The sequence below is a fragment of the Pantoea sp. Sc1 genome (assembly GCF_000255315.1).
Classification (GTDB): domain Bacteria; phylum Pseudomonadota; class Gammaproteobacteria; order Enterobacterales; family Enterobacteriaceae; genus Pantoea; species Pantoea anthophila.
On record NZ_AJFP01000001.1, the window covers coordinates 3747869 to 3773085 of the forward strand.

Below are 25217 nucleotides of genomic sequence, written 5' to 3' on the forward strand. Positions count from 1 at the left end.
GCCATGATGCAAGAAGAGATCATTCATTCCCTGACGCACTGGATTGACCAGAACCTCGACAAGAGTCTGTCGATCGATGAAGTTGCCGCTAAATCGGGTTATTCAAAATGGCACCTGCAGCGTATGTTCCGTACCGTGACGAAACAGACGCTGGGTGGCTATATTCGTGAGCGTCGCCTGACCCTGGCAGCAGAAGCGCTGTCGCAGACACAGCGCCCGGTTTTTGATATCGCAATGCAATATGGCTACGACTCGCAGCAGACCTTCTCCCGCGTGTTTCGCCGCCAGTTTTCGCAGACGCCAACCGCCTACCGGCATACCATGCGACGTCAGGCGATTCAGCGCCCTCGCCTGCTGAGCTTTGGCTGCAACGACGGCATTGGCAGCTATACCCAGCGCACCACCGGTGAGTGCTGTCCGGTTCGCTGACCGGCAGATGCGCCTGCAACAGGCGCATCTGACTGAATTTCCCGCATTTCCTCCCCTGCCGTTCATTTTTCCCCCGCTCCAGCTGCCATACCAGAGTCAAATTTTGTTCAAAATTTAAAATCGGGTGATATAATGTGACCCAAGTCACACTTTGAACCTGGTTTGACGGCGAAAAAGCCCCTCCTGACACGCTTTTCTGCCGCCGGTGATGTCCGCGAATTGTCAGGAATCCTTACTGATATTGAGGTCCACCGATGGCCACGTTAACCGCCAGTTTTCTTGTTATGCGCTGGGAGTTGCTGAGCGCAGTTCTGATGTTTTTTGCCAGTACCCTGAAAACCCGACTGCGTCAGGATAGCCGTCATGTGATGGCATTTATGTGTGGCGGGATTGGTTTAGGTGTGACCTGCTGGTTTGTGACGGGGCTGATGGGCATTACCCTGAGCATGGAAAACGTGCATAACTTCCTGGAAATCTCAAAGCATGCGTTTATCGATGTGATGAGCCAGGCCCCTGCTGACTGGCCGATGCCCTGATCGATCGCGATAATCCCCAATCGACAGGCATAAAAAACCCCGCTGCGCGGGGTTTTTTATATTGCTGTGTGTTTAAATTTTCTTCAACATGGCAGGGATATTCACATCCTGCACTGTAACGCCCGGGCTCTGCGTTCCGCGGCGGTCCTGAATCCACATATCTCCCATCATCTGATTTAAACCGCGATCCAGTCCGGTGACCAGTCCTGCACCTGGGGTGAAGGTCAGTTCGCCAAAGTAGATCCGCTCGTCATGGATATACCAGTCCACGCGCACATAGTCGAAATCACTGGCCAGCTTCTTGCTCAGTTCGAGCGCATGTTCCAGTGACGGCATGATCGGTGAGACATCCAGTCCGGTGTCACGAATCTTGTGATACGCCTCCTGGAGGTTATTCACGTAGAAATTCATCGACAGCAGCGGCTGACAGCGGTTGTAGATCACCTGCAGCACATATTCAAACCGGCCATCACGCTTGTTGAACATATGGAACTTGTAATCGATCGGCGCGCTTTTGCCATCACCAATGTACTTCTCCACCAGAATACGTGGCTTGATGTAGCGATAGTGAATCTCACGCGCTTCGTTGGCGAAGTCGGTCTTCAGCCAGCGATAGCAGTCATGAATGATCTGCTGCTTGCGCAGGGCATCCGGCTCTTCCAGCAGGATCTCTACCATGTTGGAGGCGTGGTTCGGTTTAATCACCGTCCCCTTCCAGCAGGGTAAGCTGTTCAGCGTGGTCGGGTCAGTGGTTTCGTGTACCAGCGGGATCAGGTACTCATCACCGATTTTCTCAGCAATGAATTCGCGCACCGAGTACTTATCTGACAGGCGACCGTAGTTCTGGTAATCGCCGAAGATAAACTTACGGTACAGCACCTTCTCGTTGAACACTTTTGGCTGACGCAGATTGGGCAGTTTTCTGAACTTGTGGAAGTAGTAGATACGATCCTGATAAGCCCAGGGCATCTTCTTAATAAAATACTGCACACTTCTTCTGAGTTCTTCTTTCAACTTGAGCATATCTGACCTCATTTGTAGGTTTTGTAGTTGAGTGAGGAAACCTGAATCTTTTGAATGACGCCGTTTTTAAAGAAGTAATTCATTACGGTCAGGGACAAAAGTTCTGAAAGGAAAACGCTCCACGCGGCCCCCATGATGCCGTGACCCTGGATCAACCACCAGGAGAGCGGCAAACTGATGACCATCAGACAGACGATTTTCCTCAGCAGGTAATTGAATCCTCCCTCTTTAACCATGTAGCGATAGGCTACGGTCCCCATTGCCGAAAAGCTGGTGGCTATCGACAGCAACGTAATGAGACTTCCTGACTGTGTGTATTCCGGCCCGTACAACGCGATGATGATCCGCTCGCCGAAGAGCGAGATGATCAGCAGCATCAGCAGTGAAACCGCCATAACATAGCCATTGAGCCGGGCGGCAAGCTTAATGGCGACCTCGCCGCGCTCCCTGAAAATTTCAGTGAAGCAGGAGGTGATGAGCGCCACCGGGATAAAAATCCAGGAGGCGGAAATGGTATTCGCCGCTGCAAACAGGCCGAGGTCGCGCGCCGGCGCGGTGCCTGCCAGAAACATCTGCGCCGCTTTCACCTGCACAGAGATGAAGATGCTGGAGATGGCCAGTGGCAGACCGGCATACATCAGATAACGCACATAGGTGGTACGCTTTTCGCGCGGCGGCATCTGGTCCTGATGATCCTGATAGAAGTTGTGACGCTTAATCAGGTAAGGCACCAGGGTCACCGACACAATGGAGAGCGTCAGCCAGAGCGGATTGAGGCGCAGCCAGGCGATGGTAAAGCTGATGCCGAAACTCAGCAGCATGCCTGTCGCATTGGCAACGGTATTCAGGCGCGAGGCCAGCCGCGCATTGTTGTAGACGCTGAACGTGTCCTGGGTGACAAAAACGGACGCCACAAATGAGGCCAGTGCAAATGCCAGAAAATTTTCCTGCATGTTGTACCAGACCCAGATTAAGACTGGCACCGAAGTGACCAGTAACAACACCATCCGCAGCGTCCGGGCGATGCTCATCAGACGCAGGCCTTTTGAGGCATTTTTGCTGACACGCTTAAACAGAATGGTTTCGGTGCCAAAGATGGCAACGGTTTGCACCATTGCAAATAGTGAGGTTGAAAACGCCATCTGGCCAAACACCGTTGGGCCAAAGGATTTTGCCACGTAAGACGTCACAAAAATGACGCCAAATACGGAGATGATCTTTTCAGACATCATCCAGGCGGCATTAGACATTACGCTCAATTTCATCGACTCTTCCTTAGTATTACTCAACTACAACCGCTTCGGTACAACATCCCTGTAACGAATTAATAAGCGCGCAGTAGGCCTGGCGAAAATGTAAGACTTCAGACCAAACTGGTCCGAAAATTGAGAAGTTGATCATAATCCGGAGAGTGAATTCAGGATAATTCTTATTATATCTGGCGCGAATCACTTCAAATGGAAACGATTTCAGGCTGAAAATAACCCAACCTTAAACGGCCACAACCCCCCTATTATTCGGGTCGGTCAGGCTAAATATCCGGTTTACGTTTAATTTTTCCGTATTCGGGATGCGATGAATTTATAACAAAAATCCGCCTCCAGGAAGGCGCGGCCTGCGGATAAGAATAAAATAAGATTTATCCCATGATGATATTTATTCTAAATATCTTAATTTAGGCTTCGCTATTCCATTGGCGCACTTTAATACTGCATTAATAGAATCTTACAGTGCCAGAAATTATTAAAGTCATTCTCATCCATTAATCGATAAGAAAGGTAAGAGCATTTATGAGAAAGTCACGATACAGCGAAGATCAAATCACAAATGCCATTAAAGCTTCTGAATCGGGCGTGAAAGTCAGAGAGATTTGTGAAGAGTTAGGCATCTCTGAAGCCACGTTCTACAGCTGGAAGAAGAAGTTTTCTGGGTTGTCTTCGGAAGAAGGCAGAAAAATCAAGGAGCTGGAAGAAAAACTGCAGAATGCGACGCGTGAGCTGCAGACCCTCAACTCGGATAAAGAGATGCTGCAGAGCGTGCTTAAGCACTTCTTTACCACGAATGAAAAGCGTCAGGCTGTAGACTTCCTGCAGACCACGTTTGACATCGGCACCCGCCGCAGCTGCCGCCTGCTGGATATCAGCCGCAGCGTTTACCATTATCCGTCAGGCACGGAGAACCGATAACCCCCATGCTACCGCGCTTACCAGACTTAACGCTGAGATTTGTTCTTACCAGAAGAGATGAAGATCATTTAACAGGACAATTGCGGCACCCCTTTCCGCTCCATTTATAACTAATGAATGGCTTCACGGCTAAGCTTCTTTTTTTGCGGTAAAATTGATTCACAACAGCAAAAGTCTCGCATTCTACGCCGATTCTTCCCCTCCCAATCTCGTTTTAGCGGGATTGGGCCTCCTCTTTTTTTGTTAAGTGCTGCTAAACCCCACTACCAAAGCGTCTGGATAACATTAAGACGCTTTAAACTTAGAACGAAAAATAATCACACTTCTTTTAAGTTAATCCTGGCCCTAACCCAAACTTTTTGCGGTTACGCTTTAATTCCTTTGCGTGCCTTTTCCGCAATAGTTTCTCCAGGATTAATCCGGCATAAATAGTTTATTGCTCCTTATCACTAACGTTATGTGGCTATCTTTTCACTCTCTTCATTGCGCATCATTGATGCCACAGATTAATCTTTAATTAAAAACGCAGCGGCGGAATTTTCTTACTCATTGAATGTGGAATGAAGTTAATAGTGGTTTTTAACGGGCATAACTCAGGGTCACAATCCAATAAAATGCGGCAGAGAAAAGCGTAACGTCCATAATGCTGCGCTTTTTTTCCTGATTTATGGGCGCTATCTGTGCAGGAAATTGCATCCCGGAGGTAAACGATCCGCCTTCAGCGGGTGAAAAGTGCCGTTTTTTTGCTGACCGGGGGTGTATGGCAGGGGTTAACCCGACGAGATTTTCCCCCTTCGCATCGCATGAAATCGATTTCGCGGCAAAAATCTGTCGGACAGAGTGCAAATCGGGATAGGGTTTTGTCTTAAAAAGCCGGGCAAAGCGGACTTCGCACGGCCAGTTTATTCCAGAGATCGGTGAGGGTTATCCGCTGAGAGCGACCACCCGCGGCTGTGGTTTGATACGCATTGCCCACAGCACGCCAGCCATTAGGCAGGCAATGCCGATAACGGTGAGCAGGGGTGGCCAGCGTTGATGCCAGAGAAAAGTCCATAACAGACCGAACAGGATCTCAAAAACAATCAGCGGCCCCATCAGTACCGTGGGCAGACGCTGGCTGGCTGCGTTCCAGCACAGGCTGCCGAGCCAGGAGCAGAGCAGGCCAATCGCCAGCATCAGAAAGATAAAGAGTGACGGATGTGGCCCGAACGGCAGCGGGAAGTCAGGCTGTTGCCAGGCGATCTGAACGCTGACCAGCGCATACAGGGTCAGCGCCATCGGCAGCGTCACCAGCCCCTGCGCCGTCGCCCAGGTCGAGGGTCGCAGTGCGGGATGAGTGCGCAGCCAGCGGGCATTGCGCAGCGGATACCAGGTCCAGCAGACCACCGCCAGCAGTGCCAGCACGATGCCGGTCAGGTAACGACTAAGATCCAGCGTTGCACCCTGGCTCCGCAACTCCGCCGCATTGACGCAGAGCAACCCGGCCGCCATCATCACCAGCGCCGGAAAGAGCCGCCGCCAGGGCAAACGTCCTTCAAGATGGCCGTAACAGAGATTGGCGGTAACGGCGATCACCACCGGCAGTGTGCCGATAATCATGGTGGAGACCGGCGCGCCGGTGCGCTGAATGGCACTGGCCAGAAACGCATAATAGAAGAGGTTACCCACCAGCGAGAGTTTCACTGCCTCGCGCCAGTCGGCCCGCCCCAGCTGGCGCAACCGGCGGCGATCGTGCCAGGCCAGCGGCAGCGCAATCAGCCCGAACGCCACATAACGTCCCGCCGACTGCAGTGCACCAGGGTAGTCAGGCACCAGCAGCGGCCCGACAAAGATCAGCCCCCACATCAGCCCCGCGGTAACGGCAAACATAACACCAGCAAACATGACTTTTTCCCGTATAGCTTTTTTTCACAGTGTGGCGGGAGTGAAGGAGGAAGGCTTGTAGCAGATTGCGGTTGTGTCAGGGCTGGCGCACCTGTTTCTGATAGCGGCCAGGCGTAATGCCATAGCGGTTAGCAAAGGCGCGGGTCAGATGAGCCTGATCGGTTAACCCGACGGCCGCTGCGACACTGGCAGCGGCTTCGCCCTGTGCCAGTCGCTGTTTGGCATCATAGAGGCGGAAAGCCATCAGCATCTGATGCGGCGTGACGTGATAGTGCTGGCGGAAAGCGCGTAAAAAGTGCCACGGCGACAGCGAGGCCAGCGCCGCCAGCTCCTCCAGCCGCACCGGTTCCGCCAGATTTGCCCGCAGAAAATCACGCACCTGATCAAAGCGATGCCCTCCCTCGGGCCTGCCCGGTGACGACATCCGCGCCAGCGGGCGAATCTGCAACAGCAGTTCGGAAAGCAGACTCTGGCGCGCCAGTCCGGACTCCGCCTGCCAGAGTGCGGCCAGCGTGCGGGAGAGCGGCTGCGCGATGCGCGGATCGGTCAGCAGCGCCTCGTTAAACCACCAGCCGCGATCGCCGGTCAGTTCATCCATCAGCTGCGGCTGAATGTAGATCATCTGATAGCGCCAGCCCTCGTCACAGGCTGACTCACCGGTATGCAGCTCATCCGGATTCATGGTCACCAGCGAGTTCACAGGCGCGGTATATTCGGTGCCGCGATAGCGAAAACGCTGCGCACCCGCCTCAATCGTGCCAATGCCAAAGGCTTCATGGGTATGGGGTTCAAAAGCGTAGCGGGAGATGTGAGCCTGATAGAGTTCCACACCGGGCAACGCGGCCGGTTGCTGAAACTGTGCGCGGTCTTTTTCACAGGGAAAAACAGCCGGAACACCTTCCACTTCTCTCTCCTTATTTATCCGATGTCGGATTAGCATGCCTGCGACCGGGGGGAAAATGCAAAAGATTGCTATCCGCCGCGCCGCAGGTAACACTGTTTTTTTCTCATTCTGAGGGAGTCAGCATGGCACAGCGAGTCGTCATCGTCATTGATATGCAGAACGGCGTGTTCAGCACACCACGTTTCGATAAAGCAGGCCGGGTTGACCGGATCAACCGGCTGACCGATCGCGCCGATATCATCCTCTTTATTCAGCATCGTGAAGGCACGATGTGCGAGGGCAACCCCAGCTTTGATCTGCTGCCGGAACTGGTTCAGCCTGCGGGCGCGCATTACGTGACGAAAACGGCCTGCGACAGCTTCTGGCAGACAGAGCTGACCGCGCTGTTAAAGCGTCTGGAGGTGGAGGCGTTTGTGGTGTGCGGCTGTGCGACCGACTACTGTCTGGATACCACGATTAAAACAGGGGCCAGTGCGGGCTATGCGATTACCGTGGCGGCGGATGCGCACACCACCGCCGATCGCCGCTGGGTCGGGGCCGAAGCGCTGATTAATCAGCACAACGAGGTGTGGGCCTCGCTGCTGATCCCTGGCAACGTGCCGCGCGTGCTGAGCACGGATGCCATACTGGCGGAATGGTCATAGCCCCGGTCAGCCAGGGCCGCGCATAAAAAAAGCCCGCATAGCGGGCTTTTTAAACGCGTCAGGCCAGATGAATCAGAACGGAATATCGTCGTCAAAATCCATTGGCGGTTCGTTGTTGTTGCTGGCAGGCGCACTCTGCGGCTGCTGCGGACGGGACTGCGCGCCGCCGCTGAACTGATTGTTGTTGCCCTGCGGCTGCTGCGGCTGGCCCCAGCCATTGTTGTTGCCACCACCCTGCGCGCCTGCACCGGCATTACCGCCCTGCTGACGGCCGCCCAGCATCTGCATGGTGCCGCCGACGTTAACCACGACTTCGGTGGTGTAACGTTCCTGGCCACCCTGATCCTGCCATTTACGGGTGCGCAGCTGACCTTCGATGTAAACCTGAGAGCCTTTGCGCAGATATTCACCCGCGACTTCAGCCAGTTTGCCAAACAGCACCACACGGTGCCACTCGGTGATCTCTTTGTTTTCACCGGTCTGCTTATCACGCCAGCTCTCCGACGTAGCCAGCGTAATGTTGGCAACAGCGCCACCATTTGGCATATAACGTACTTCCGGATCCTGACCCAGATTCCCGACAAGAATCACTTTGTTAACGCCACGACTGGCCATGTTGCTGTCTCCCGATGAGTTAATGCATTCAGTCTAATCCATCAATTCTAACACGTCCTGCTCACTGTTTCCCACTTTCGAGCCGCGTTCCGGTTTTAATCCTTCGCACGTCCGGACCACAGAGTACTGGATATTTATTCAGTCTATTTTTTGTGCCATAATGACACGTTTATTCTGGCCGTGTCGGCAAGGCGCGGTGAGTGCTGCTAATCCGGGAAAGGTGAATGGATAAGATCGAAGTTCGTGGTGCCCGCACCCATAATTTGAAAAACATTAACCTGACCATCCCACGCGACAAACTCATTGTGGTGACCGGCCTGTCAGGCTCCGGTAAATCCTCACTGGCGTTTGATACGCTGTATGCGGAAGGTCAGCGCCGCTATGTGGAGTCGCTCTCTGCGTATGCGCGCCAGTTTCTTTCGTTAATGGAGAAGCCGGACGTCGATCATATCGAAGGTCTGTCGCCCGCCATCTCTATTGAACAGAAATCCACCTCGCATAACCCGCGCTCGACGGTGGGAACCATCACCGAGATCCACGACTACCTGCGTCTGCTGTTTGCCCGCGTGGGCGAACCGCGCTGCCCGGACCACAACGTACCGCTGGCGGCGCAGACCGTGAGCCAGATGGTCGATCAGGTTCTGGCTCAGCCGGAAGGCCGCCGTCTGATGCTGCTGGCACCGGTGGTGAAAGATCGCAAGGGTGAGCACACCAAAACGCTGGAAAATCTGGCGACGCAGGGCTACATCCGTGCGCGTATCGACGGCGAAGTGTGCGACCTGTCAGACCCGCCGAAACTGGAGCTGCAGAAGAAACACACCATCGAAGTGGTGATTGACCGCTTTAAAGTGCGTGACGACCTGGCGACGCGTCTGGCCGAATCCTTTGAGACAACCCTGGAGCTCTCAGGCGGCACGGCGATCGTGGCGGACATGGATGACAGCGAGGCCGAAGAGCTGCTCTTCTCCGCGAACTTCGCCTGCCCGATTTGTGGTTACAGCATGAGTGAGCTGGAGCCGCGCCTGTTCTCGTTTAATAACCCGGCAGGCGCCTGTCCGACCTGCGACGGCCTGGGCGTACAGCAATATTTCGATCCGGATCGCGTGGTGCAGAACCCTGAGCTCTCCCTGGCCGGTGGCGCAATCCGTGGCTGGGACCGCCGCAACTTTTACTATTTCCAGATGCTGCGTTCGCTGGCGGACCACCTCAGTTTTGATATTGAAGCGCCGTTCGGCAGCCTGCCCGACAACGTGCAGAAAGTGATCCTGTACGGCTCTGGCAAAGAGAGCATCGAATTTAAGTACATCAACGACCGTGGCGACACCTCGGTTCGCCGTCATCCGTTTGAAGGCGTGCTCAACAACATGGAGCGTCGCTACAAAGAGACCGAATCCTCAGCGGTGCGCGAAGAGCTGGCGAAGTTCATCAGCAACCGCGCCTGTGCGAGCTGTGAAGGCACCCGTCTGCGTCGCGAAGCGCGCCATGTCTTTGTCGAAGATACGACGCTGCCGACCATCTCTGAGATGAGCATCGGTCACGCGATGTCCTTCTTTGAAAATCTGAAGCTCAGCGGCCAGCGTGCGCAGATTGCCGAAAAGGTGCTGAAAGAGATTAGCGATCGCCTGAGCTTCCTGGTGAACGTCGGCCTGAACTACCTGTCGATGTCGCGCTCCGCTGAAACCCTTTCCGGTGGTGAAGCGCAGCGTATCCGTCTGGCGAGCCAGATCGGTGCCGGTCTGGTGGGCGTTATGTATGTGCTGGACGAACCGTCAATCGGCCTGCATCAGCGCGACAACGAGCGTCTGCTCGGTACCCTGATTCACCTGCGCGATCTCGGTAATACGGTGATTGTGGTTGAGCACGATGAAGATGCGATTCGTGCCGCCGACCACGTGATCGACATTGGTCCGGGTGCAGGCGTGCATGGCGGCCAGGTAGTGGCAGAAGGCACCGTGGATGAGATCATGGCGCAGGAAGCGTCCCTGACGGGCCAGTTCCTGAGCGGCAAGCGTGAAATCGCCGTGCCGGAGGCGCGGGTGAAGGGCGATCCATCTAAGGTGCTGAAGATTACCGGCGCGCGCGGCAATAACCTCAAGGATGTCACGCTGACGCTGCCGGTGGGTCTGTTCACCTGCATTACCGGTGTCTCCGGCTCCGGTAAGTCGACCCTGATTAACGATACGCTGTTCCCGATTGCGCAGCGGGCGCTGAACGGTGCCACCATCGCAGAGCCGGCCCCTTACCGCGAGGTGGCGGGACTGGAGCACTTTGACAAAGTCATCGACATCGACCAGAGTCCGATTGGCCGCACGCCGCGTTCCAACCCGGCGACCTACACCGGCATCTTCACCCCGGTGCGTGAACTCTTTGCTGGCGTGCCGGAAGCGCGGTCACGCGGTTACACGCCGGGTCGTTTCAGCTTTAACGTGCGCGGCGGACGCTGTGAAGCCTGTCAGGGCGATGGCGTGCTGAAAGTCGAAATGCACTTCCTGCCGGACATCTATGTGCCGTGCGATCAGTGCAAAGGCAAACGCTATAACCGTGAAACGCTGGAAGTGAAGTACAAAGGTAAGAGCATTCACGAGGTGCTGGAGATGACCATCGAAGAGGCACGTGAGTTCTTTGATGCGGTTCCGGCGCTGGCGCGTAAGTTGCAGACGCTGATGGATGTGGGTCTCTCCTACATTCGTCTCGGCCAGTCCGCCACCACCCTCTCCGGTGGTGAAGCTCAGCGCGTGAAGCTGGCGCGTGAACTGTCGAAGCGTGGTACCGGTCAGACGCTCTACATTCTTGATGAGCCGACCACCGGCCTGCACTTTGCCGATATTCAGCAGCTGCTGGAAGTCCTGCATCAGCTGCGCGACCAGGGCAACACCATCGTGGTGATTGAGCACAACCTCGACGTGGTGAAAACCGCTGACTGGATTGTCGACCTTGGCCCGGAAGGCGGCAGCGGCGGCGGCGAAATCCTGATTGCCGGCACGCCGGAGACCGTGGCGGAGTGTGAGAAATCGCATACCGCGCGCTTCCTGAAGCCCCTGTTACAGAAGTAATGATGCCAGGCCCGCCCCGTGCGGGCCTGCTTATTTCTGCTGCCGGTTCAGCCAGAAAAATGCAGAATCAGGCAAGATTCAGACATGTATAGGCATATACGCCTTTCCCCACGCTGACTATCCTTAAGCGGTTCCTCTTTGGCACGCCCCTGGCGTCGCCCTGTTTTTTGCAGCACCACTGCGCTGCTGCACTTCATCAGAAAACACTCACGACACATCGAAACTGGAGACACCATGAATATTACGCATGCGTATGCTGCTCAGGATGCAAAATCCAAACTGGCACCGTTCGATTATAAGCCGCGTGAGCTGCGCGCCCATGACGTTCAGCTTGAGGTGCTGTTCTGTGGCGTCTGCCACTCAGACCTGCATCAGGCCCGTAATGAGTGGAAAAACACGATTTTCCCTGTGGTTCCGGGGCATGAAATTGTGGGTCGCGTCACCGCGGTGGGCCCACAGACCCAGAAATACAAAGTCGGCGATCTGGTTGGCGTAGGCTGCATGGTGGATTCGTGCCGCAGCTGCCCGAGCTGTCAGCAGGGGCTGGAGCAATATTGTGAAAACGGTTTTGTCGGCACCTACAACGGTGAAGACCGCGAGACCGGTGCGATCACCTACGGCGGCTACTCAACGGCGATGGTTGTGGATGAGAGCTTTGTGCTGCGCATTCCGGAAAACCTGGATCTGGCGGGCGTCGCGCCGCTGCTGTGTGCCGGTATCACGACCTACTCGCCGCTGCGCCACTGGAATGTCGGCCCCGGCAAAAAAGTCGGTATCGTAGGCCTGGGTGGCCTGGGGCACATGGGCGTGAAAATTGCTCATGCGATGGGGGCGCATGTGGTGCTGTTCACCACCTCGCCATCCAAAATCGAGGATGGCAAACGCCTGGGCGCCGATGAGGTGGTGATCTCCAAAGATCCAGAGCAGATGGCGCAGCACGCCAACAGCTTCGACTTTATCCTGAACACCGTTGCCGCTCAGCACGACCTTAACCCCTTCATCACCCTGCTGAAGCTGGATGGCAATATGACGCTGGTCGGCGCACCTGAGCACGATCACCCGGCTCCGCAGGTGTTTAACCTGATCTTCAAACGTCGCAGCATCGCCGGTTCACTGATTGGCGGTATCGCAGAAACGCAGGAGATGCTCGATTTCTGTGGCGAGCACGGCATCACCTCGGACATCGAACTGATCGCGATGGATCAGATCAACGAAGCCTATGAGCGCATGCTGAAAAGCGATGTGAAATATCGCTTTGTTATCGATATCAACACCCTGCGCGAGCAGTCGGCTGCCTGATCGGGTCGCCTGCACCCTCCTGCTCAGGCAGGAGGGTGTTAAAGCGCGGCCTGGCGCGCGGCGTCAACCTGCTGGAAGGAGGCATCGACCAGATAGTAGATCTGCGAATCCTTCAGCGACCCATCCAGGAACAGCGTGCTCCAGTGTGATTTATTCAGATGCTCGCTGGGAATGATGTCGCTATGCTCTTCGCGCAGCAGCTCTGCCAGCGCCGGCGTCGATTTCAGCGAAACCGCAGGCCGCCCTTTTACCTCATGTACCATCGCAAACAGCACACCGTTGCTTTTGATCTGCGTGGCCTTCCAGTCACTGTGGACGCTCTGCTCTGCGCCCGGCTTGCTCATGCAGTAGGTCAGTAAGTCTGAGTGATTCATCACGATTCCCCTTGTAAAGTGGCGACAATCCGCCTGGCACCGCCCTCAATGCGATGCTCGCCCAGCCAGATACCCTGCCAGGTCCCCAGAACCAGGCGTCCCCGCTGAACCGGCAGCAAGAGCGACACGCCCAGGGTCGAGGATTTAATGTGCGCCGGCATGTCATCACGTCCTTCGTAGTCGTGCTGATAAGGCGCATTCTCCGGCACGTGCCGCAGGAAATGCTGCTCCATATCGCTGCGCACCGTCGGATCGCAATTTTCATTTAAGGTTAATGACGCCGACGTATGCTGCAACAGCAGATGCAGCAGACCGGTTTTGATATCACGCAATCCGGAGAGCGAGTCGGTGATCTCATCGGTGATGAGATGAAAGCCGCGCGGCTTCGCGCTCAGCGTAATAGTCTGTTGATGCCACATAGCTTATTCCTGAAACGGTTACCCCGTTTAAGTGTGCAGCATGTCGCCGAAAGGTAAACCCTGAGCCATAAAAAAACCGCCAGCGCGAGGCAGGCGGTTTGTTCACAGCAGACGTGCCGTTACATCACCGCGGCAAAGGCTTCCGCTACCTGATGCACATTTTTGCTGTTCAGACCGGCCACACACATGCGGCCACTGCCCACCAGGTAGATGCCGAACTCATTGCGCAGGCGGTCAACCTGCTGCACGCTCAGGCCGGTGTAGCTGAACATGCCGCGCTGCTTCAGCAGATAGTCGAAATTTTTGCCCGGCAGTGCCGTGCTCAGCACCCCGACCAGTGATTCGCGCATCGCGAGAATGCGCAGACGCATCGTCTCCACTTCATCCAGCCAGCTCGCTTTCAGCGCGTCGTCGTTGAGGACGCGGGCCACGACCTGCGCACCGAAATTCGGCGGACTGGAGTAGTTGCGGCGAACAGTCGCTTTCAGCTGGCCCAGCACGCGCGCTGACTCTTCGGCGCTGTCACAGACGACAGAGAGCCCGCCTACGCGCTCGCCATAGAGCGAGAAGATTTTGGAGAAAGAGTTGCTGACCAGTGCCGGCAGGCCGGCTGCGGCGACGGCGCGCAGCGCATAAGCATCCTGCTGCATGCCTTCACCAAAGCCCTGATAGGCGATATCCAGGAAAGGAATCAGCTGCTGTGCTTTCAGCACCTCAATGGTCTCATCCCACTGCGCATTGGTCAGGTCAGCGCCGGTCGGGTTATGGCAGCAGGGGTGCAGTAACACGATGCTCTGCGCTGGCAGCGTTTTCAGAGTATGGATAAAGGCATCAAAACGCACACCGTGAGTTTCGGCGTCATACCAGGGGTAACTCTTCACCTCAAAACCTGCGCCATTAAAAATCGCGATATGGTTTTCCCAGGTGGGATCGCTGACCCAGACGGCCGACTGCGGGAAGTAACGCTTAAGGAAGTCTGCCCCGACTTTCAGCGCACCCGATCCCCCCAGCGTCTGAATCGAGGCGATACGACCCGCCTGCAGCACCGGATGGTCGGCACCAAACAGCAGCGGCGCGATCGCGTTGCGGTAGCTGTTCAGGCCTTCCATGGGCAGATAGAGCGATGCCTGCTTTGGCTCGGCATTGAGCTGCTCTTCAGCAGCCGCTACGGCCTTCAGCTGCGGGATTATGTTCTGCTCGTCGTAGTAAAGCCCGATGCTCAGGTTAACTTTGTGTTCGCGCGGATCTTGTTTAAAGGCTTCCATCAACGACAGAATCGGATCGCCCGCATAGGCATCAACGTTTTGAAACACGGTGTAGGTCTCCATGATTGGTCCAGAGGTAAAGAGGGCTAAACCCGATAGCGTCCCGGACGGTGGTTCATTGCAATAATCAGATTGAGGATCACGGCTCCTGCAATGGAGGCCAGCAGGATGGGGCCACTGACCACAAACAGGGATGCCAGCACGACGCAGGTGTCGACCGCCATCTGCAGTTTACCCGCGCGGATCCCAACGCGATCCTGCAGCCACAGCGCCAGAATATTGATGCCGCCCAGGCTCGCCTTATGACGAAACAACACTATAAACCCGATCCCCATGATGACGTTACCGAACAGTGTCGCATAGAACGGATTGAGATCGGAAAAGTGAACGAACAGCGGGTGCAGCTGCGTAAACAGCGACACCAGCCCGACGGCACAGAAGGTTTTCAGGGTAAATTCCCAGCCCATGCGTTTTACCGCCAGCCAGTAAAAAGGCAGGTTGATCAGGAAAAATGCGCTGCCAAAGGAGAGCGGGGAGAGGTAGCTCAGCAGAAAGGCGATACCGGCAGTGCCGCCCGTCAGGGCACCCGCCTGTTTCAGCATAATGACGCCGAACGAAACCATCAGGGTGCCCAGCACCATCGCCAGCGCATCTTCAATACGCGAATGCGGGACGCGGGAGGGTTCTGCGATGTTATCCATGGGGGTTATCTCAGTGCAAATGATGCGGTTGCAATGCAAAAAACGCACCATTGCCGCAGCGTCAATCGGCTGCTGGCCGAAGGCTGGTGATATCCCGTTGATATCTAAGGCGCTTTATAACAGGATTTCGTGCATACCTTCCGGTTAAAACCGTCACTCCATGCGCAAAATCCCGTTACGATGCGTATTCTTTGCGTTTATGGTCGCCAGTCTGCACCAAAAACGCACAGCACGCACCTTTTTAGCGCGTTTTGTTCGCAGGCAGCATCATCAGGCCATTCTCTTTCATGCGCCCCAGTACCACGGAGGTTTTGACATGAGACACGCTCTGATGGCCCGCCACTAACTGGCTGATAAGTGCACTGAGGGAGTTAAGATCGGCCACCGCCACTTTAAGCAGATAGTCAGCGTCACCGGTGGTTTTGTAGGCGTCGACAATCGCCTCTTCCTGCTCCACCATGCGGTGAAAGCTCTCCACATATTCGGTGGTGTGGTTGATTAAGCGTACCTCTATCAGCCCCACCATCCCCAGGCCAATGGCATCGGGCGAGAGCCGGGCGTGATAGCCCAGAATCAGATTGGCCTGTTCCAGATTGATGCGGCGGCGGGAACATTGCGAGGCGGAGAGGCCAACCAGGTCGCTGAGTTCCTGGTTAGTAAGACGGCCGTTAGCTTGTAATAAAGTCAGGATTTTCAGGTCGTAATCGTCTACGTGAGTCATTCCGTTTCCACAGAGTGAGAGGCGTCGCTTTGTTACAGATAACCCGATAACCGGAGAGGTTGTCCAACACTATTTTCTGATGATGGGAGCTGTCATGCACAGATCGTGCATGACAGCATAAAGCGCAGATTATTCGTCGTCGTATTGCGGGCCGGCGTAGTTGTCGAAGCGTGACCACTGACCGTTAAACGTCAGCCGCACCGTACCGATTGGACCGTTACGCTGTTTACCCAGGATGATCTCGGCGATCCCTTTGAGATCGCTGTTCTCGTGATAGACCTCGTCACGATAGATGAACATGATCAAATCCGCATCCTGCTCGATCGATCCCGATTCACGCAGATCCGAGTTAACCGGACGCTTATCGGCACGCTGCTCCAGTGAGCGGTTAAGCTGCGACAGCGCGACCACCGGCACATTAAGCTCTTTGGCCAGCGCCTTGAGCGAGCGGGAGATCTCCGCAATCTCCAGCGTTCGGTTGTCCGACAGCGATGGCACGCGCATCAGCTGCAGGTAGTCGATCATGATCAGGCTCAATCCGCCGTTTTCACGGTAGATACGCCGGGCACGCGAACGCACTTCAGTGGGGGTCAGGCCGGAAGAGTCATCGATATACATGTTCTTCTTCTCCAGCAGGATACCCATGGTGCCGGAGATACGGGCCCAGTCCTCATCATCAAGCTGGCCGGTTCGGATGCGGGTCTGGTCGACGCGGGAAAGCGAGGCCAGCATACGCATCATGATCTGCTCGCTGGGCATCTCCAGACTGAAAATCAGCACTGGCTTATCCTGCAGCATCGCGGCGTTTTCGCACAGGTTCATCGCAAAAGTGGTTTTACCCATCGAAGGACGGGCGGCGACGATGATCAGGTCTGAACCCTGCAGGCCAGCGGTCTTTTTATTCAGATCCTGATAGCCAGTGTCGACGCCGGTGACGCCATCGTGCGGGGTCTGATAGAGCGACTCAATACGGGAGACGGTCGATTCCAGAATCTGCTCGATGTTCTTCGGCCCGGCATCTTTATCTGCGCGCGCTTCGGCAATCTTGAAGACGTTCGATTCCGCAAAGTCGAGCAGCTCTTCGCTGTTCCGCCCCTGCGGATCATAACCGGCATCGGCGATCTCGTTGGCAACGGAGATCATCTCGCGTACGACCGCACGTTCGCGCACGATATCGGCATAGGCGCCGATGTTCGCTGCACTCGGGGTGTTTTTCGCCAGCTCAGCCAGGTAGGCGAACCCCCCCGCCATCTCCAGTTCGCCACGGGTTTCCAGTGACTCGGAGAGCGTAATCAGGTCAATGGGCTTGCTGTTTTCCAGCAACCGCTGCATCTCTGAAAAAATCAGCCGGTGCGAGCGGTTGAAAAAATCATTCGCGACGACGCGCTCAGAGACGTTATCCCAGCGCTCGTTATCCAGCATTAACCCACCGAGCACCGACTGCTCCGCTTCCAGCGAATGCGGGGGCATTTTCACGCCAGCCAGCTGGCGATCCTGCGTTTCGTTCGATTTGTTGGTGGGTTTATTTCCTGCCATAGTGAATGCATTACCGATCTTCTGTGGGGACGCGCAAGTATACCTTAGTTGGGGTGCGTGCCTCACCCTCATGATGAAACAATCACAGGAGTCAGAATGGCAAAGCGTATTCAGTTCAGCGCGCACGGCGGACCGGAAGTGTTAACGTGGACGGATTTTGACCCGGCTGACCCGGCTGAACATGAAGTGCAGGTGGAACACCGCGCGATCGGGATTAATTACATCGACACCTATGTGCGCAGCGGCCTCTATCCTGTGGCGGCGTTTCCTTCGGGGCTGGGTACGGAAGCCGCAGGCGTGGTGTCGCGGGTGGGCCGTGGCGTCACCCTGTTTAAACCCGGCGATCGCGTGGTCTACTGCCTGGCGTCAATGGGGGCCTACAGCGAACTTCATAACGTGGCCGAAGATCGCCTGATGCATCTCCCGGAGGCGATCAGCTTTGAGCAGGGTGCCGCCAGCTATCTGAAAGGGCTGACCACGCAGTATCTGCTGCGGCAAACCTATAAAATCAGCGCCGGCGAGACCTTCCTGTTTCATGCCGCAGCAGGCGGCGTCGGTTTAATCGCCTGTCAGTGGGCAAAAGCACTGGGCGCACACCTGATTGGCACGGTCGGCTCTGCGGAAAAAGCAACCATCGCCAGAAACGCCGGGGCCTGGGCGACCATCAACTATCGTGAAGAGAATATTGCTGCGCGCGTCAGCGAGCTGACCGACGGGAAAAAAGTGGGTGTGGTGTATGACTCTGTCGGCAAAGATACCTGGGAAGCGTCGCTGGATTCCCTGCGCCGTCACGGGCTGATGGTCAGTTTCGGTAACGCGTCCGGGCCGGTAACCGGCATCGACCTCGGCATTCTGAATAAGAAAGGCTCGCTGTTTGTTACCCGCCCTTCGCTGTTTGGCTACATCACCAACCGCCAGGAGCTGGAAACGGCCAGCGCCGAACTCTTCTCGCTGCTGGCAAGCGGCGCAATCAGGGTAGAGGTACCGGAGCAGCAGAAGTTTGCGCTGAAAGAGGCCAGCAAAGCACATCAGATCCTGGAGAGCCGCGCCACGCAGGGTTCCTGCCTGCTGATCCCCTGACCGGACAAACAAAAAGGGCTTCCCGCAGGAAGCCCTTCTCTTTTTTATTTTTTGTTCGCGCTGGTGTAGGGACAGCGGCGATGAATTCCTGTCGCGTCGATGGCACATCGCGTTGACAAAAGCCATCCTGCCAGAAAACATAAGTAAAAAATATGTTTAATTGCAGATTGCGGCTTTGCAATCTCTCACTCTGTGATCACTCCCGCAATTATCGCCAGCTTTTCCGGTCTAACCTGTTGATCTTACGTCTTAGCTTACGTCGTGCACGCGCCTCGCTGTCGCCAAAGAAGGCGCGATGCAGCCAGACCGCGATCACGGCCAGCACCAGCCACGGTAACACTTTGATAACAAGTGCAAACAGCCCGCCGACAAACATCACCAGGGTGGCGACCACCAGTGCTGCCAGCACGCCCAGCAGCGACACGCCGGTCAGCAACAGCATCAGGAAAAACCCCAGTACAAATAAAATTTCCACGTCAGGACTCCTTTATCCACTTTCATACCAGGACAGTTACAAAAAGCGTGCCAACAGGTAACCTATTGAATAGTCGTGGTTTACGGGAAGGGGGCGTGAGATAACCTGGTGAAAAAGACCAGATGATGGCGTAAAAAAAACCAGCCTGAAGGCTGATTTTCTGTGACGTCAGCGGATCAGGCTTCCTGAGGAATCTTATCCGCCACCAGCGCCAGCGCCGCTTCCAGAACGCGGACATCCGCCCCCGGCTTATGCGCATTTTCACTCAGATGGCGTCGCCACTGGCGTGCGCCCGGAATGCCCTGGAAGAGTCCCAGCATATGGCGCGTGACGTGGCCCAGATAGGTGCCCTTCGCCAGTTCCGCTTCAATATAGGGATACATGGCGCGTACCACCTCAACCGGGTTAGCCGCCGGATGCTGACGCCCGAACAGCTGCTGGTCGACCTGCGCCAGAATGCCGGGGTTCTGATAGGCTTCACGACCCATCATCACGCCGTCAAGGTGCTCCAGATGCGCCTGTGCCTCTTCCAGCGTTTTCACGCCGCCATTAAGCGCAATCGTCAGATGCGGGAAATCGCGCTTCAGCTGGTAGACGCGGGGATAATCCAGCGGGGGAATTTCGCGGTTCTCTTTGGGGCTGAGGCCGGAGAGCCAGGCTTTGCGCGCATGGATGATAAATGTTTCGCACTCGCCGCGGCCCGCCACCGTGCCGATAAAGTCGGTCAGGAAGGCATAGCTGTCCAGCTCATCAATCCCGATACGGGTTTTCACCGTGACCGGAATCGACACCACGTCGCGCATCGCTTTCACGGCATCTGCGACCAGAGTGGCTTCGGCCATCAGGCAGGCACCGAAACGGCCATTCTGCACCCGATCAGAGGGACAGCCGACGTTCAGGTTGATCTCATCGTAGCCGCGCTGCTCCGCCAGCTTCGCGCACTGCGCCAGCGCCGCCGGATCGCTTCCGCCCAGCTGCAACGCAACCGGGTGTTCAGCGTCACTGTAAGCCAGATAATCCCCTTTGCCATGGATGATCGCGCCGGTCGTCACCATTTCGGTGTAGAGCAGGGTGTCGCCGGTCAGCTGACGATGAAAATAGCGACAGTGCCGATCGGTCCAGTCGAGCATAGGGGCGATGGAGAAGCGTTGCGAAGAAAAAGTAGCCATGTAGCGCAGACAATCCGGTAATTAAGGGTGATGGAATTCTGTGCAAGGATAACACAAGGGCGGGCGATAGTGCATCGCCCGCCCCCGGAGAGCCGGAATAACCCGCTTAGAAGTTAAAGCCCAGCTGCATCATCGCGCCCCAGGTATTGTTAGCACCGACGGAACCAGCCAGATCCAGATGGACAGCTTTGTTAAACGGTGACAGACCAAAACCTGCCGTGGCCACATTTTCGTCGTTAGACCGCATATCCGCCCGATAACCCGCGCGCAGCTGCAGCCAGTCAAGTACGCGGTACTCCGCACCCACTGCCGCATACTGGCTGTTATCCTGAGTTTTGAAGCGTTTCGTTTCCGTGAGATCCACATCGCCGGTCACGGTAAACGGACCTTTATCCCAGGACAAACCGGTGGTGACCAGCGGGCGAATCTGGTAGGTGTCGCGGAACCCGTTAACCTCCCGGGTCTGCAGATCGCGTGAAACCAGGTTCTGCCCGGTCACACCCAGCGTCCAGTTTTCAGCAAAGGTGGTCGCCAGACCGGCATCAACGTTAAAGCCGGTGTCGGTGCTGCGATACTGACTGTTGTTGATGTCATTTTTGTCGTAGTTATAGATGCTGGCAGTGTAGTTATAGAGCCAGGTTTTCTGCACTTTTGGCGTCACGCCCACCGACACCGGCTGACCGGCGACAGTGAACTCATGCGCCACCGCCACACCATAATCGGTAACCAGCGCCGCTAAGCCGTTCGCACTGGAGCGAAGGTTATTCTGATCGCCCGGAACGGGCAGAATCGTACCGTTAGCAACCCCGCGCAGGTAATTGATATCACCCTGTACCACGTTAGCCCGGACGTGTGCCGTACCGTAGGCTTTGGCGATAAAGGCGAAAGGCAGCGTTTCATTGGGGATTGTCACGGCGACGGCCGCACCCGCACTGCCGTCCGCTTTGTTACCGCGCAAATCGCTGAGCTTGTCAGCGACATCGCCGGAGGCAGCACGCAGTTCAGGATAACCACGCAGATAATCGGCAAACGTCAGGTTACCAATCACACCGCGGTAACGATCCACGGTGTCGGTAATATCATCGACTTTATCGATCAGCTTATCTTTGTCCGTTACCTGAATGCCTGCTGAAGGAATAATAATGCTGACATTATCGTCAGATTTAGCACGCGTCATTAATGCCGGGTTCGCCAGCACTGCAGAGCCATAAACAGAAGATGCCACGCCGGTGCCGCCCATGGCGTCATTACGTGCATCATACCAGGTCCCTGCCGCCATGGCGGAAGAAGAAAGGAAAAGCGCGGTCGCTGCAGCGGAACAGATCAGCGCTGAGCGTTGAGCGGATTTTTTCACCATTTGCCTGCCATCACCTGAGAAAGTGTCGTTGATACATTCAACAACTGAATAGTTTGTCAGCCCTATTGTGAACCCTGGCTAACGCGTTATTGCTGTGAATTCAAAGGAAACAGTGTCTTAATTCAAAGGATTGGACGTTTTGCGACCAGAATTAGCGTGTAATTATTAAAAACGGACCGGCTAATTTCAAATAATGTCAGACTTTTATTAAGTCTTTCTGAACATTACTTCTTAACTCAGTGAGATGCAAAGCAAAAGGACAAAAAATTCTGCTCCGGTTGATTTACAGGTGGATCGGTTTTTTCGTCAGATTTGAGATAGAGAGGAGCGAAAATTCCTCAGGCGCTGTTTTTTCAGGCTAATTGTGCTGTTTTAACAGACAGAAACGCGCTTCAGCACCCCGACAGGTTATGTGATAAAATAACATCACTTATTCAGCGGAGAATTTTCATGACTACCATGACGTCGCAGCAAATTTTGATTCAGGCCGAAAAAATGTGCCTGCAACGTGGTGTGCGTCTGACTTCGCAACGCGCTGAAGTGTTGCGTCTGATGGCGGAACAGCCGGGCTCAATCAGTGCCTACGACCTGCTGGATCAGCTCCGGATCAGCGAACCTCAGGCCAAACCTCCCACGGTTTATCGTGCGCTCGACTTCCTGCTGGAGCAGGGTTTTGTGCATCGGGTGGAGTCCAACAACAGCTATGTGATGTGTCACCATTTCGAGGCACCGGCTCATACGTCGGTGATGCTGGTCTGTGACCGCTGCGCCGCCGTCACCGAGAAGCAGGCGCAGGGCGTGGAAAAGATTATCGCCACGCTGGCGGGTGAAGCGCAGTTTGCCCTGCGTCACAGCGTGATCGAAGCCCATGGCTTATGCGAAAACTGCGCGGAAGCAGACGCCTGTACGCAGCACGAAAACTGCGGACATGACCATCAGGATGAGGGTAAAAAGCGCGGACGACGGGGATAAGCGGCGGAACAATCACTATCGGAATAGAAACGATCTGCCTGCTCAGGCCGTAAACCAGCTGTGCTGACGCCAGTGCCTGCGCCAGATGAGCCACAGTGAGAGGCCGCGCAGCGCCAGGAAAACCGTTACCGCCAGCCATAAACCGTGATTGCCCAGCACCGGCACGCTCAGCAGCGTCAGAAAATAGCCTGCGGCTGCCACCATCATGCTGTTACGCATCTCACGTCCGCGCGTTGCGCCGATAAACATCCCATCCAGCAGATAACACCAGACGCCGATCAGCGGCATAATCACCTGCCAGACCAGATAGCGGTCGGCCGCCTGCTGCACTGTCTGCAGAGAGGTCAGCAGCATCACGATTTGCGGGCCGGTAAAGGCATAAACCAGCGAGAAGAAGAGCGCCACCGCCGCCGCCTGTCGGCAGGCAGAGTGCCAGACGCGCAGCAGTTTGCTGCCATCTTTTGCGCCATGCGCTTCACCTGCAAACGCTTCGACGGCATAGGCAAAACCATCGAGCGCGTAGGCGGTAAAGGTAATGAACATCAGTAATACGGCATTCACCGCGACCACCTCCGGCCCCAGCCTGGCGCCCAGCACGGTCAGCGAGGCGAAACAGAGCTGCAGCATAAGAGAGCGCAGCATAATATCCCGGTTGAGACGCAGCAGCCGGGCGCTGTCACCGCGCCAGCTCTGCTTCAGCAGGCTGAACGGAATGCCGCGCAGCTTCAGAACCCGCCAGACCATCATGCCGCCGACGCCAAGCGTGATATATTCCGCCAGTGCCGTTGCGGTGGCTGCCCCCGCAACGCCCCAGTGCAGCCCCATGACCAGCCAGAGGTCGAGCACGATATTCACCAGGTTCCCCACCACCAGCAGGATCACCGGCGCACGCGCATACTGCACGCCCAGCAGCCAGCCCAGAATCACCAGGTTCGCCAGCGTGGCAGGCGCACTGAGCCAGCGGATCTGAATAAACAGTCCGGCCTGTGCCAGTACCAGAGGATCGCCGCCAACCAGATGGGTGGCCAGCTGAATAATGGGGTAACGCAGCGCAACAAACAGGAGACCCGCCAGCAACGCCATGATCAGCGGCTGGACCAGGGCGCGTGCCAGCGCCGTTTTGTCACCTGCTCCGAAGGCCTGTGCCGTCAGGCCCGTGGTGCTCATGCGAAGGAAAAGCAGCAGCATAAAGAGGAAGCTGGTGACGGTCGTCCCGACCGCGACCCCGCCAAGATAGACGGGGCTGTCGAGATGACCAATCACTGCCGTATCGACCACGCCCAGTAAGGGAACGGTGATATTTGACAGGATCATGGGCAGCGCGAGCCGCCAGAGATTTTTATCGGTTGCCGTGATAAAGCGCATTCGCCATTCCGTGCTCAGTGTCGCTGCGCAGAGGCGGCAGCGACAAAATCAGGGCAGACAGAATAGCACCAGAAAAGGCGAATGCACGCAGGCGTCAGAATCAGAGCCATTCGCCGTTGCGTACGACACCCACCGCCAGACCTTCCACGGTCAGCGACTGGGCACGCGTATCGACAACAATCGGGTCGAAGTCGCTGTTTTCAGGCAGCAGATGCACGATAGCACCCTGCTTTTTCCAGCGTTTCACCGTCACTTCATCGTCAATGCGGGCCACCACAACCTGGCCATTGCGCACATCCTGCGTTTTATGCACCGCGAGCAGGTCGCCGTCCATAATCCCGATATCTTTCATCGACATTCCGCTGACGCGCAGCAGGAAATCCGCCGAAGGTTTGAACAGGCCCGGATCGACTTTGTAATGCGTCTCGATATGTTCCTGCGCCATGATGGGCTCACCGGCAGCAACCCGGCCAATCAGCGGTATGCCTTCTGAGGCTTCTTCTTCCATTAACAGACGGATGCCGCGCGATGCGCCGGAGACAATCTCAATGACGCCTTTGCGCGCCAGCGCTTTCAGATGCTCTTCTGCCGCGTTTGGCGAGCGGAAACCCAGCTGCGCGGCAATCTCGGCACGCGTAGGCGGCATGCCTGTTGAAGTAATATGGTCGCGAATCAGGTCATAGACCTGCTGCTGCCTGCTGGTTAATGCTTTCATCCCGCCCCCTGGTTGTTTATACAGTCGCTGTGAGTATATACAGGTATTGGCGAAATGAAAACCGATTGTCAGGGAAAACGCGGCCTGAGCCGCGTTATGGAAGGTTTATCGCAAATGTGTCCAGAGCAGCGCGATCCAGACAAACAGGGCCAGTAAGATAGCCAGCAACACCGCTGCTGAGCCCATATCTTTTGCCCGGCCCGCGAGCGGATGATGCTCCTGACCGATGCGATCGACCACCGCTTCAATGGCGCTATTGAGGATTTCGACGATGACCACCAGCACCACCGACCCAATCATAAGGATGCGCGAGATCACATCAACGTCCAGCCAGCACGCGATAATGATCGCCGCCAGCGCAGCCAGGGCTTCCTGACGAAACGCCGCTTCATGTTGCCATGCGGCCCGCAGCCCCTGCCAGGAGTAACCGGCGGCTTTTACTATTCTGATAAGTCCGGTGGCATTATTTGCCATGTGTGGGAACCCTTTTATCGG

25 protein-coding genes are annotated in these 25217 nt (G+C 55.8%); 8 read left to right on the forward strand and 17 right to left on the reverse strand.

Going from position 1 to position 25217, the window contains the following annotated elements:
* Positions 1-3 precede the first annotated feature (3 nt).
* Positions 4-429 (forward strand): superoxide response transcriptional regulator SoxS, encoded by a 426-nt coding sequence (soxS, locus tag S7A_RS17380; protein WP_009092591.1) that lies wholly within the window; start codon positions 4-6, stop codon positions 427-429.
* 254 nt (positions 430-683) lie between these two features.
* Complete coding sequence (locus S7A_RS17385) at positions 684-965, forward strand: YjcB family protein (RefSeq protein WP_009092592.1); 282 nt, start codon at positions 684-686, stop codon at positions 963-965.
* A 72-nt stretch (positions 966-1037) separates the two neighbouring features.
* On the opposite strand, the gene S7A_RS17390 is transcribed toward S7A_RS17385, so the two are convergent.
* Positions 1038-1988, reverse strand: coding sequence for an ATP-grasp fold amidoligase family protein (locus S7A_RS17390; RefSeq protein WP_033736441.1), 951 nt, complete (start codon positions 1986-1988; stop codon positions 1038-1040).
* An 8-nt stretch (positions 1989-1996) separates the two neighbouring features.
* Positions 1997-3253, reverse strand: a complete 1257-nt coding sequence (locus S7A_RS17395) for an oligosaccharide flippase family protein (protein ID WP_033736443.1) — start codon at positions 3251-3253, stop codon at positions 1997-1999.
* 525 nt (positions 3254-3778) lie between these two features.
* On the opposite strand from S7A_RS17395, the gene S7A_RS17400 reads away from it, so the two are divergent.
* Positions 3779-4174 (forward strand): transposase, encoded by a 396-nt coding sequence (locus tag S7A_RS17400; RefSeq protein ID WP_009092595.1) that lies wholly within the window; start codon positions 3779-3781, stop codon positions 4172-4174.
* A gap of 924 nt (positions 4175-5098) precedes the next feature.
* On the opposite strand, the gene S7A_RS17405 is transcribed toward S7A_RS17400, so the two are convergent.
* Positions 5099-6058 carry a DMT family transporter gene (locus tag S7A_RS17405; protein ID WP_009092596.1) on the reverse strand — a complete coding sequence of 320 codons (960 nt, stop codon included), beginning with the start codon at positions 6056-6058 and terminating at the stop codon, positions 5099-5101.
* A gap of 76 nt (positions 6059-6134) precedes the next feature.
* A complete protein-coding gene (locus S7A_RS17410) occupies positions 6135-6962 on the reverse strand; it encodes an AraC family transcriptional regulator (protein ID WP_009092597.1) in 828 nt (275 codons plus the stop codon).
* 122 nt (positions 6963-7084) lie between these two features.
* On the opposite strand from S7A_RS17410, the gene S7A_RS17415 reads away from it, so the two are divergent.
* Positions 7085-7606: an isochorismatase family protein gene (locus S7A_RS17415; protein ID WP_009092598.1), complete on the forward strand. Its 522-nt coding sequence runs from the start codon at positions 7085-7087 to the stop codon at positions 7604-7606.
* Between the two features lie 72 nt (positions 7607-7678).
* Here the strand turns inward: S7A_RS17415 and ssb1 are convergent, their stop codons facing one another.
* Positions 7679-8221: a single-stranded DNA-binding protein SSB1 gene (gene ssb1, locus S7A_RS17420; RefSeq protein ID WP_009092599.1), complete on the reverse strand. Its 543-nt coding sequence runs from the start codon at positions 8219-8221 to the stop codon at positions 7679-7681.
* A 224-nt stretch (positions 8222-8445) separates the two neighbouring features.
* Here ssb1 and uvrA point away from each other — a divergent pair, with 224 nt between their 5' ends.
* Positions 8446-11274 (forward strand): excinuclease ABC subunit UvrA, encoded by a 2829-nt coding sequence (uvrA, locus tag S7A_RS17425; RefSeq protein ID WP_009092600.1) that lies wholly within the window; start codon positions 8446-8448, stop codon positions 11272-11274.
* A gap of 234 nt (positions 11275-11508) precedes the next feature.
* A complete protein-coding gene (locus S7A_RS17430) occupies positions 11509-12573 on the forward strand; it encodes an NAD(P)-dependent alcohol dehydrogenase (protein WP_009092601.1) in 1065 nt (354 codons plus the stop codon).
* A 38-nt stretch (positions 12574-12611) separates the two neighbouring features.
* Here the strand turns inward: S7A_RS17430 and S7A_RS17435 are convergent, their stop codons facing one another.
* The 6 genes from S7A_RS17435 to dnaB form a co-directional block, all read right to left on the reverse strand.
* The gene (locus S7A_RS17435; RefSeq protein ID WP_009092602.1) at positions 12612-12947 is read right to left on the reverse strand and encodes an MmcQ/YjbR family DNA-binding protein; all 336 of its coding nucleotides are present in this window, start codon (positions 12945-12947) and stop codon (positions 12612-12614) included.
* Positions 12947-13366, reverse strand: a complete 420-nt coding sequence (locus S7A_RS17440) for a secondary thiamine-phosphate synthase enzyme YjbQ (protein WP_009092603.1) — start codon at positions 13364-13366, stop codon at positions 12947-12949. The genes S7A_RS17435 and S7A_RS17440 overlap by 1 nt, the downstream gene beginning before the upstream one ends.
* Positions 13367-13485: 119 nt before the next feature.
* The gene (locus tag S7A_RS17445; protein WP_009092604.1) at positions 13486-14679 is read right to left on the reverse strand and encodes an amino acid aminotransferase; all 1194 of its coding nucleotides are present in this window, start codon (positions 14677-14679) and stop codon (positions 13486-13488) included.
* Positions 14680-14717: 38 nt separating this feature from the next.
* Positions 14718-15332 (reverse strand): YitT family protein, encoded by a 615-nt coding sequence (locus S7A_RS17450; protein ID WP_009092605.1) that lies wholly within the window; start codon positions 15330-15332, stop codon positions 14718-14720.
* A 241-nt stretch (positions 15333-15573) separates the two neighbouring features.
* Entirely contained in the window at positions 15574-16053 is a 480-nt protein-coding gene (locus S7A_RS17455; protein ID WP_009092606.1) for an Lrp/AsnC family transcriptional regulator, read from the reverse strand.
* 129 nt (positions 16054-16182) lie between these two features.
* Positions 16183-17589 (reverse strand): replicative DNA helicase, encoded by a 1407-nt coding sequence (gene dnaB, locus S7A_RS17460; RefSeq protein WP_009092607.1) that lies wholly within the window; start codon positions 17587-17589, stop codon positions 16183-16185.
* A 96-nt stretch (positions 17590-17685) separates the two neighbouring features.
* On the opposite strand from dnaB, the gene S7A_RS17465 reads away from it, so the two are divergent.
* The gene (locus S7A_RS17465) at positions 17686-18669 is read left to right on the forward strand and encodes a quinone oxidoreductase (RefSeq protein ID WP_009092608.1); all 984 of its coding nucleotides are present in this window, start codon (positions 17686-17688) and stop codon (positions 18667-18669) included.
* Between the two features lie 208 nt (positions 18670-18877).
* Here the strand turns inward: S7A_RS17465 and pspG are convergent, their stop codons facing one another.
* The 3 genes from pspG to traF form a co-directional block, all read right to left on the reverse strand.
* Positions 18878-19144: an envelope stress response protein PspG gene (gene pspG, locus S7A_RS17470; protein WP_009092609.1), complete on the reverse strand. Its 267-nt coding sequence runs from the start codon at positions 19142-19144 to the stop codon at positions 18878-18880.
* 176 nt (positions 19145-19320) lie between these two features.
* Complete coding sequence (gene dusA, locus S7A_RS17475) at positions 19321-20313, reverse strand: tRNA dihydrouridine(20/20a) synthase DusA (RefSeq protein ID WP_009092610.1); 993 nt, start codon at positions 20311-20313, stop codon at positions 19321-19323.
* Between the two features lie 106 nt (positions 20314-20419).
* A complete protein-coding gene (gene traF / locus S7A_RS17480; protein WP_009092611.1) occupies positions 20420-21670 on the reverse strand; it encodes a conjugal transfer protein TraF in 1251 nt (416 codons plus the stop codon).
* Between the two features lie 450 nt (positions 21671-22120).
* Here traF and zur point away from each other — a divergent pair, with 450 nt between their 5' ends.
* A complete protein-coding gene (zur, locus tag S7A_RS17485) occupies positions 22121-22642 on the forward strand; it encodes a zinc uptake transcriptional repressor Zur (RefSeq protein WP_009092612.1) in 522 nt (173 codons plus the stop codon).
* 42 nt (positions 22643-22684) lie between these two features.
* Here zur and dinF read toward each other — a convergent pair whose 3' ends face one another.
* The 3 genes from dinF to S7A_RS17500 form a co-directional block, all read right to left on the reverse strand.
* The gene (gene dinF, locus S7A_RS17490) at positions 22685-24007 is read right to left on the reverse strand and encodes an MATE family efflux transporter DinF (RefSeq protein ID WP_009092613.1); all 1323 of its coding nucleotides are present in this window, start codon (positions 24005-24007) and stop codon (positions 22685-22687) included.
* Positions 24008-24107: 100 nt separating this feature from the next.
* On the reverse strand, positions 24108-24722 hold the full coding sequence (lexA, locus tag S7A_RS17495) for a transcriptional repressor LexA (RefSeq protein ID WP_009092614.1): 615 nt from the start codon (positions 24720-24722) through the stop codon (positions 24108-24110).
* A gap of 105 nt (positions 24723-24827) precedes the next feature.
* Positions 24828-25196, reverse strand: a complete 369-nt coding sequence (locus S7A_RS17500; RefSeq protein ID WP_009092615.1) for a diacylglycerol kinase — start codon at positions 25194-25196, stop codon at positions 24828-24830.
* Between the last annotated feature and the right edge of the window lie 21 nt (positions 25197-25217).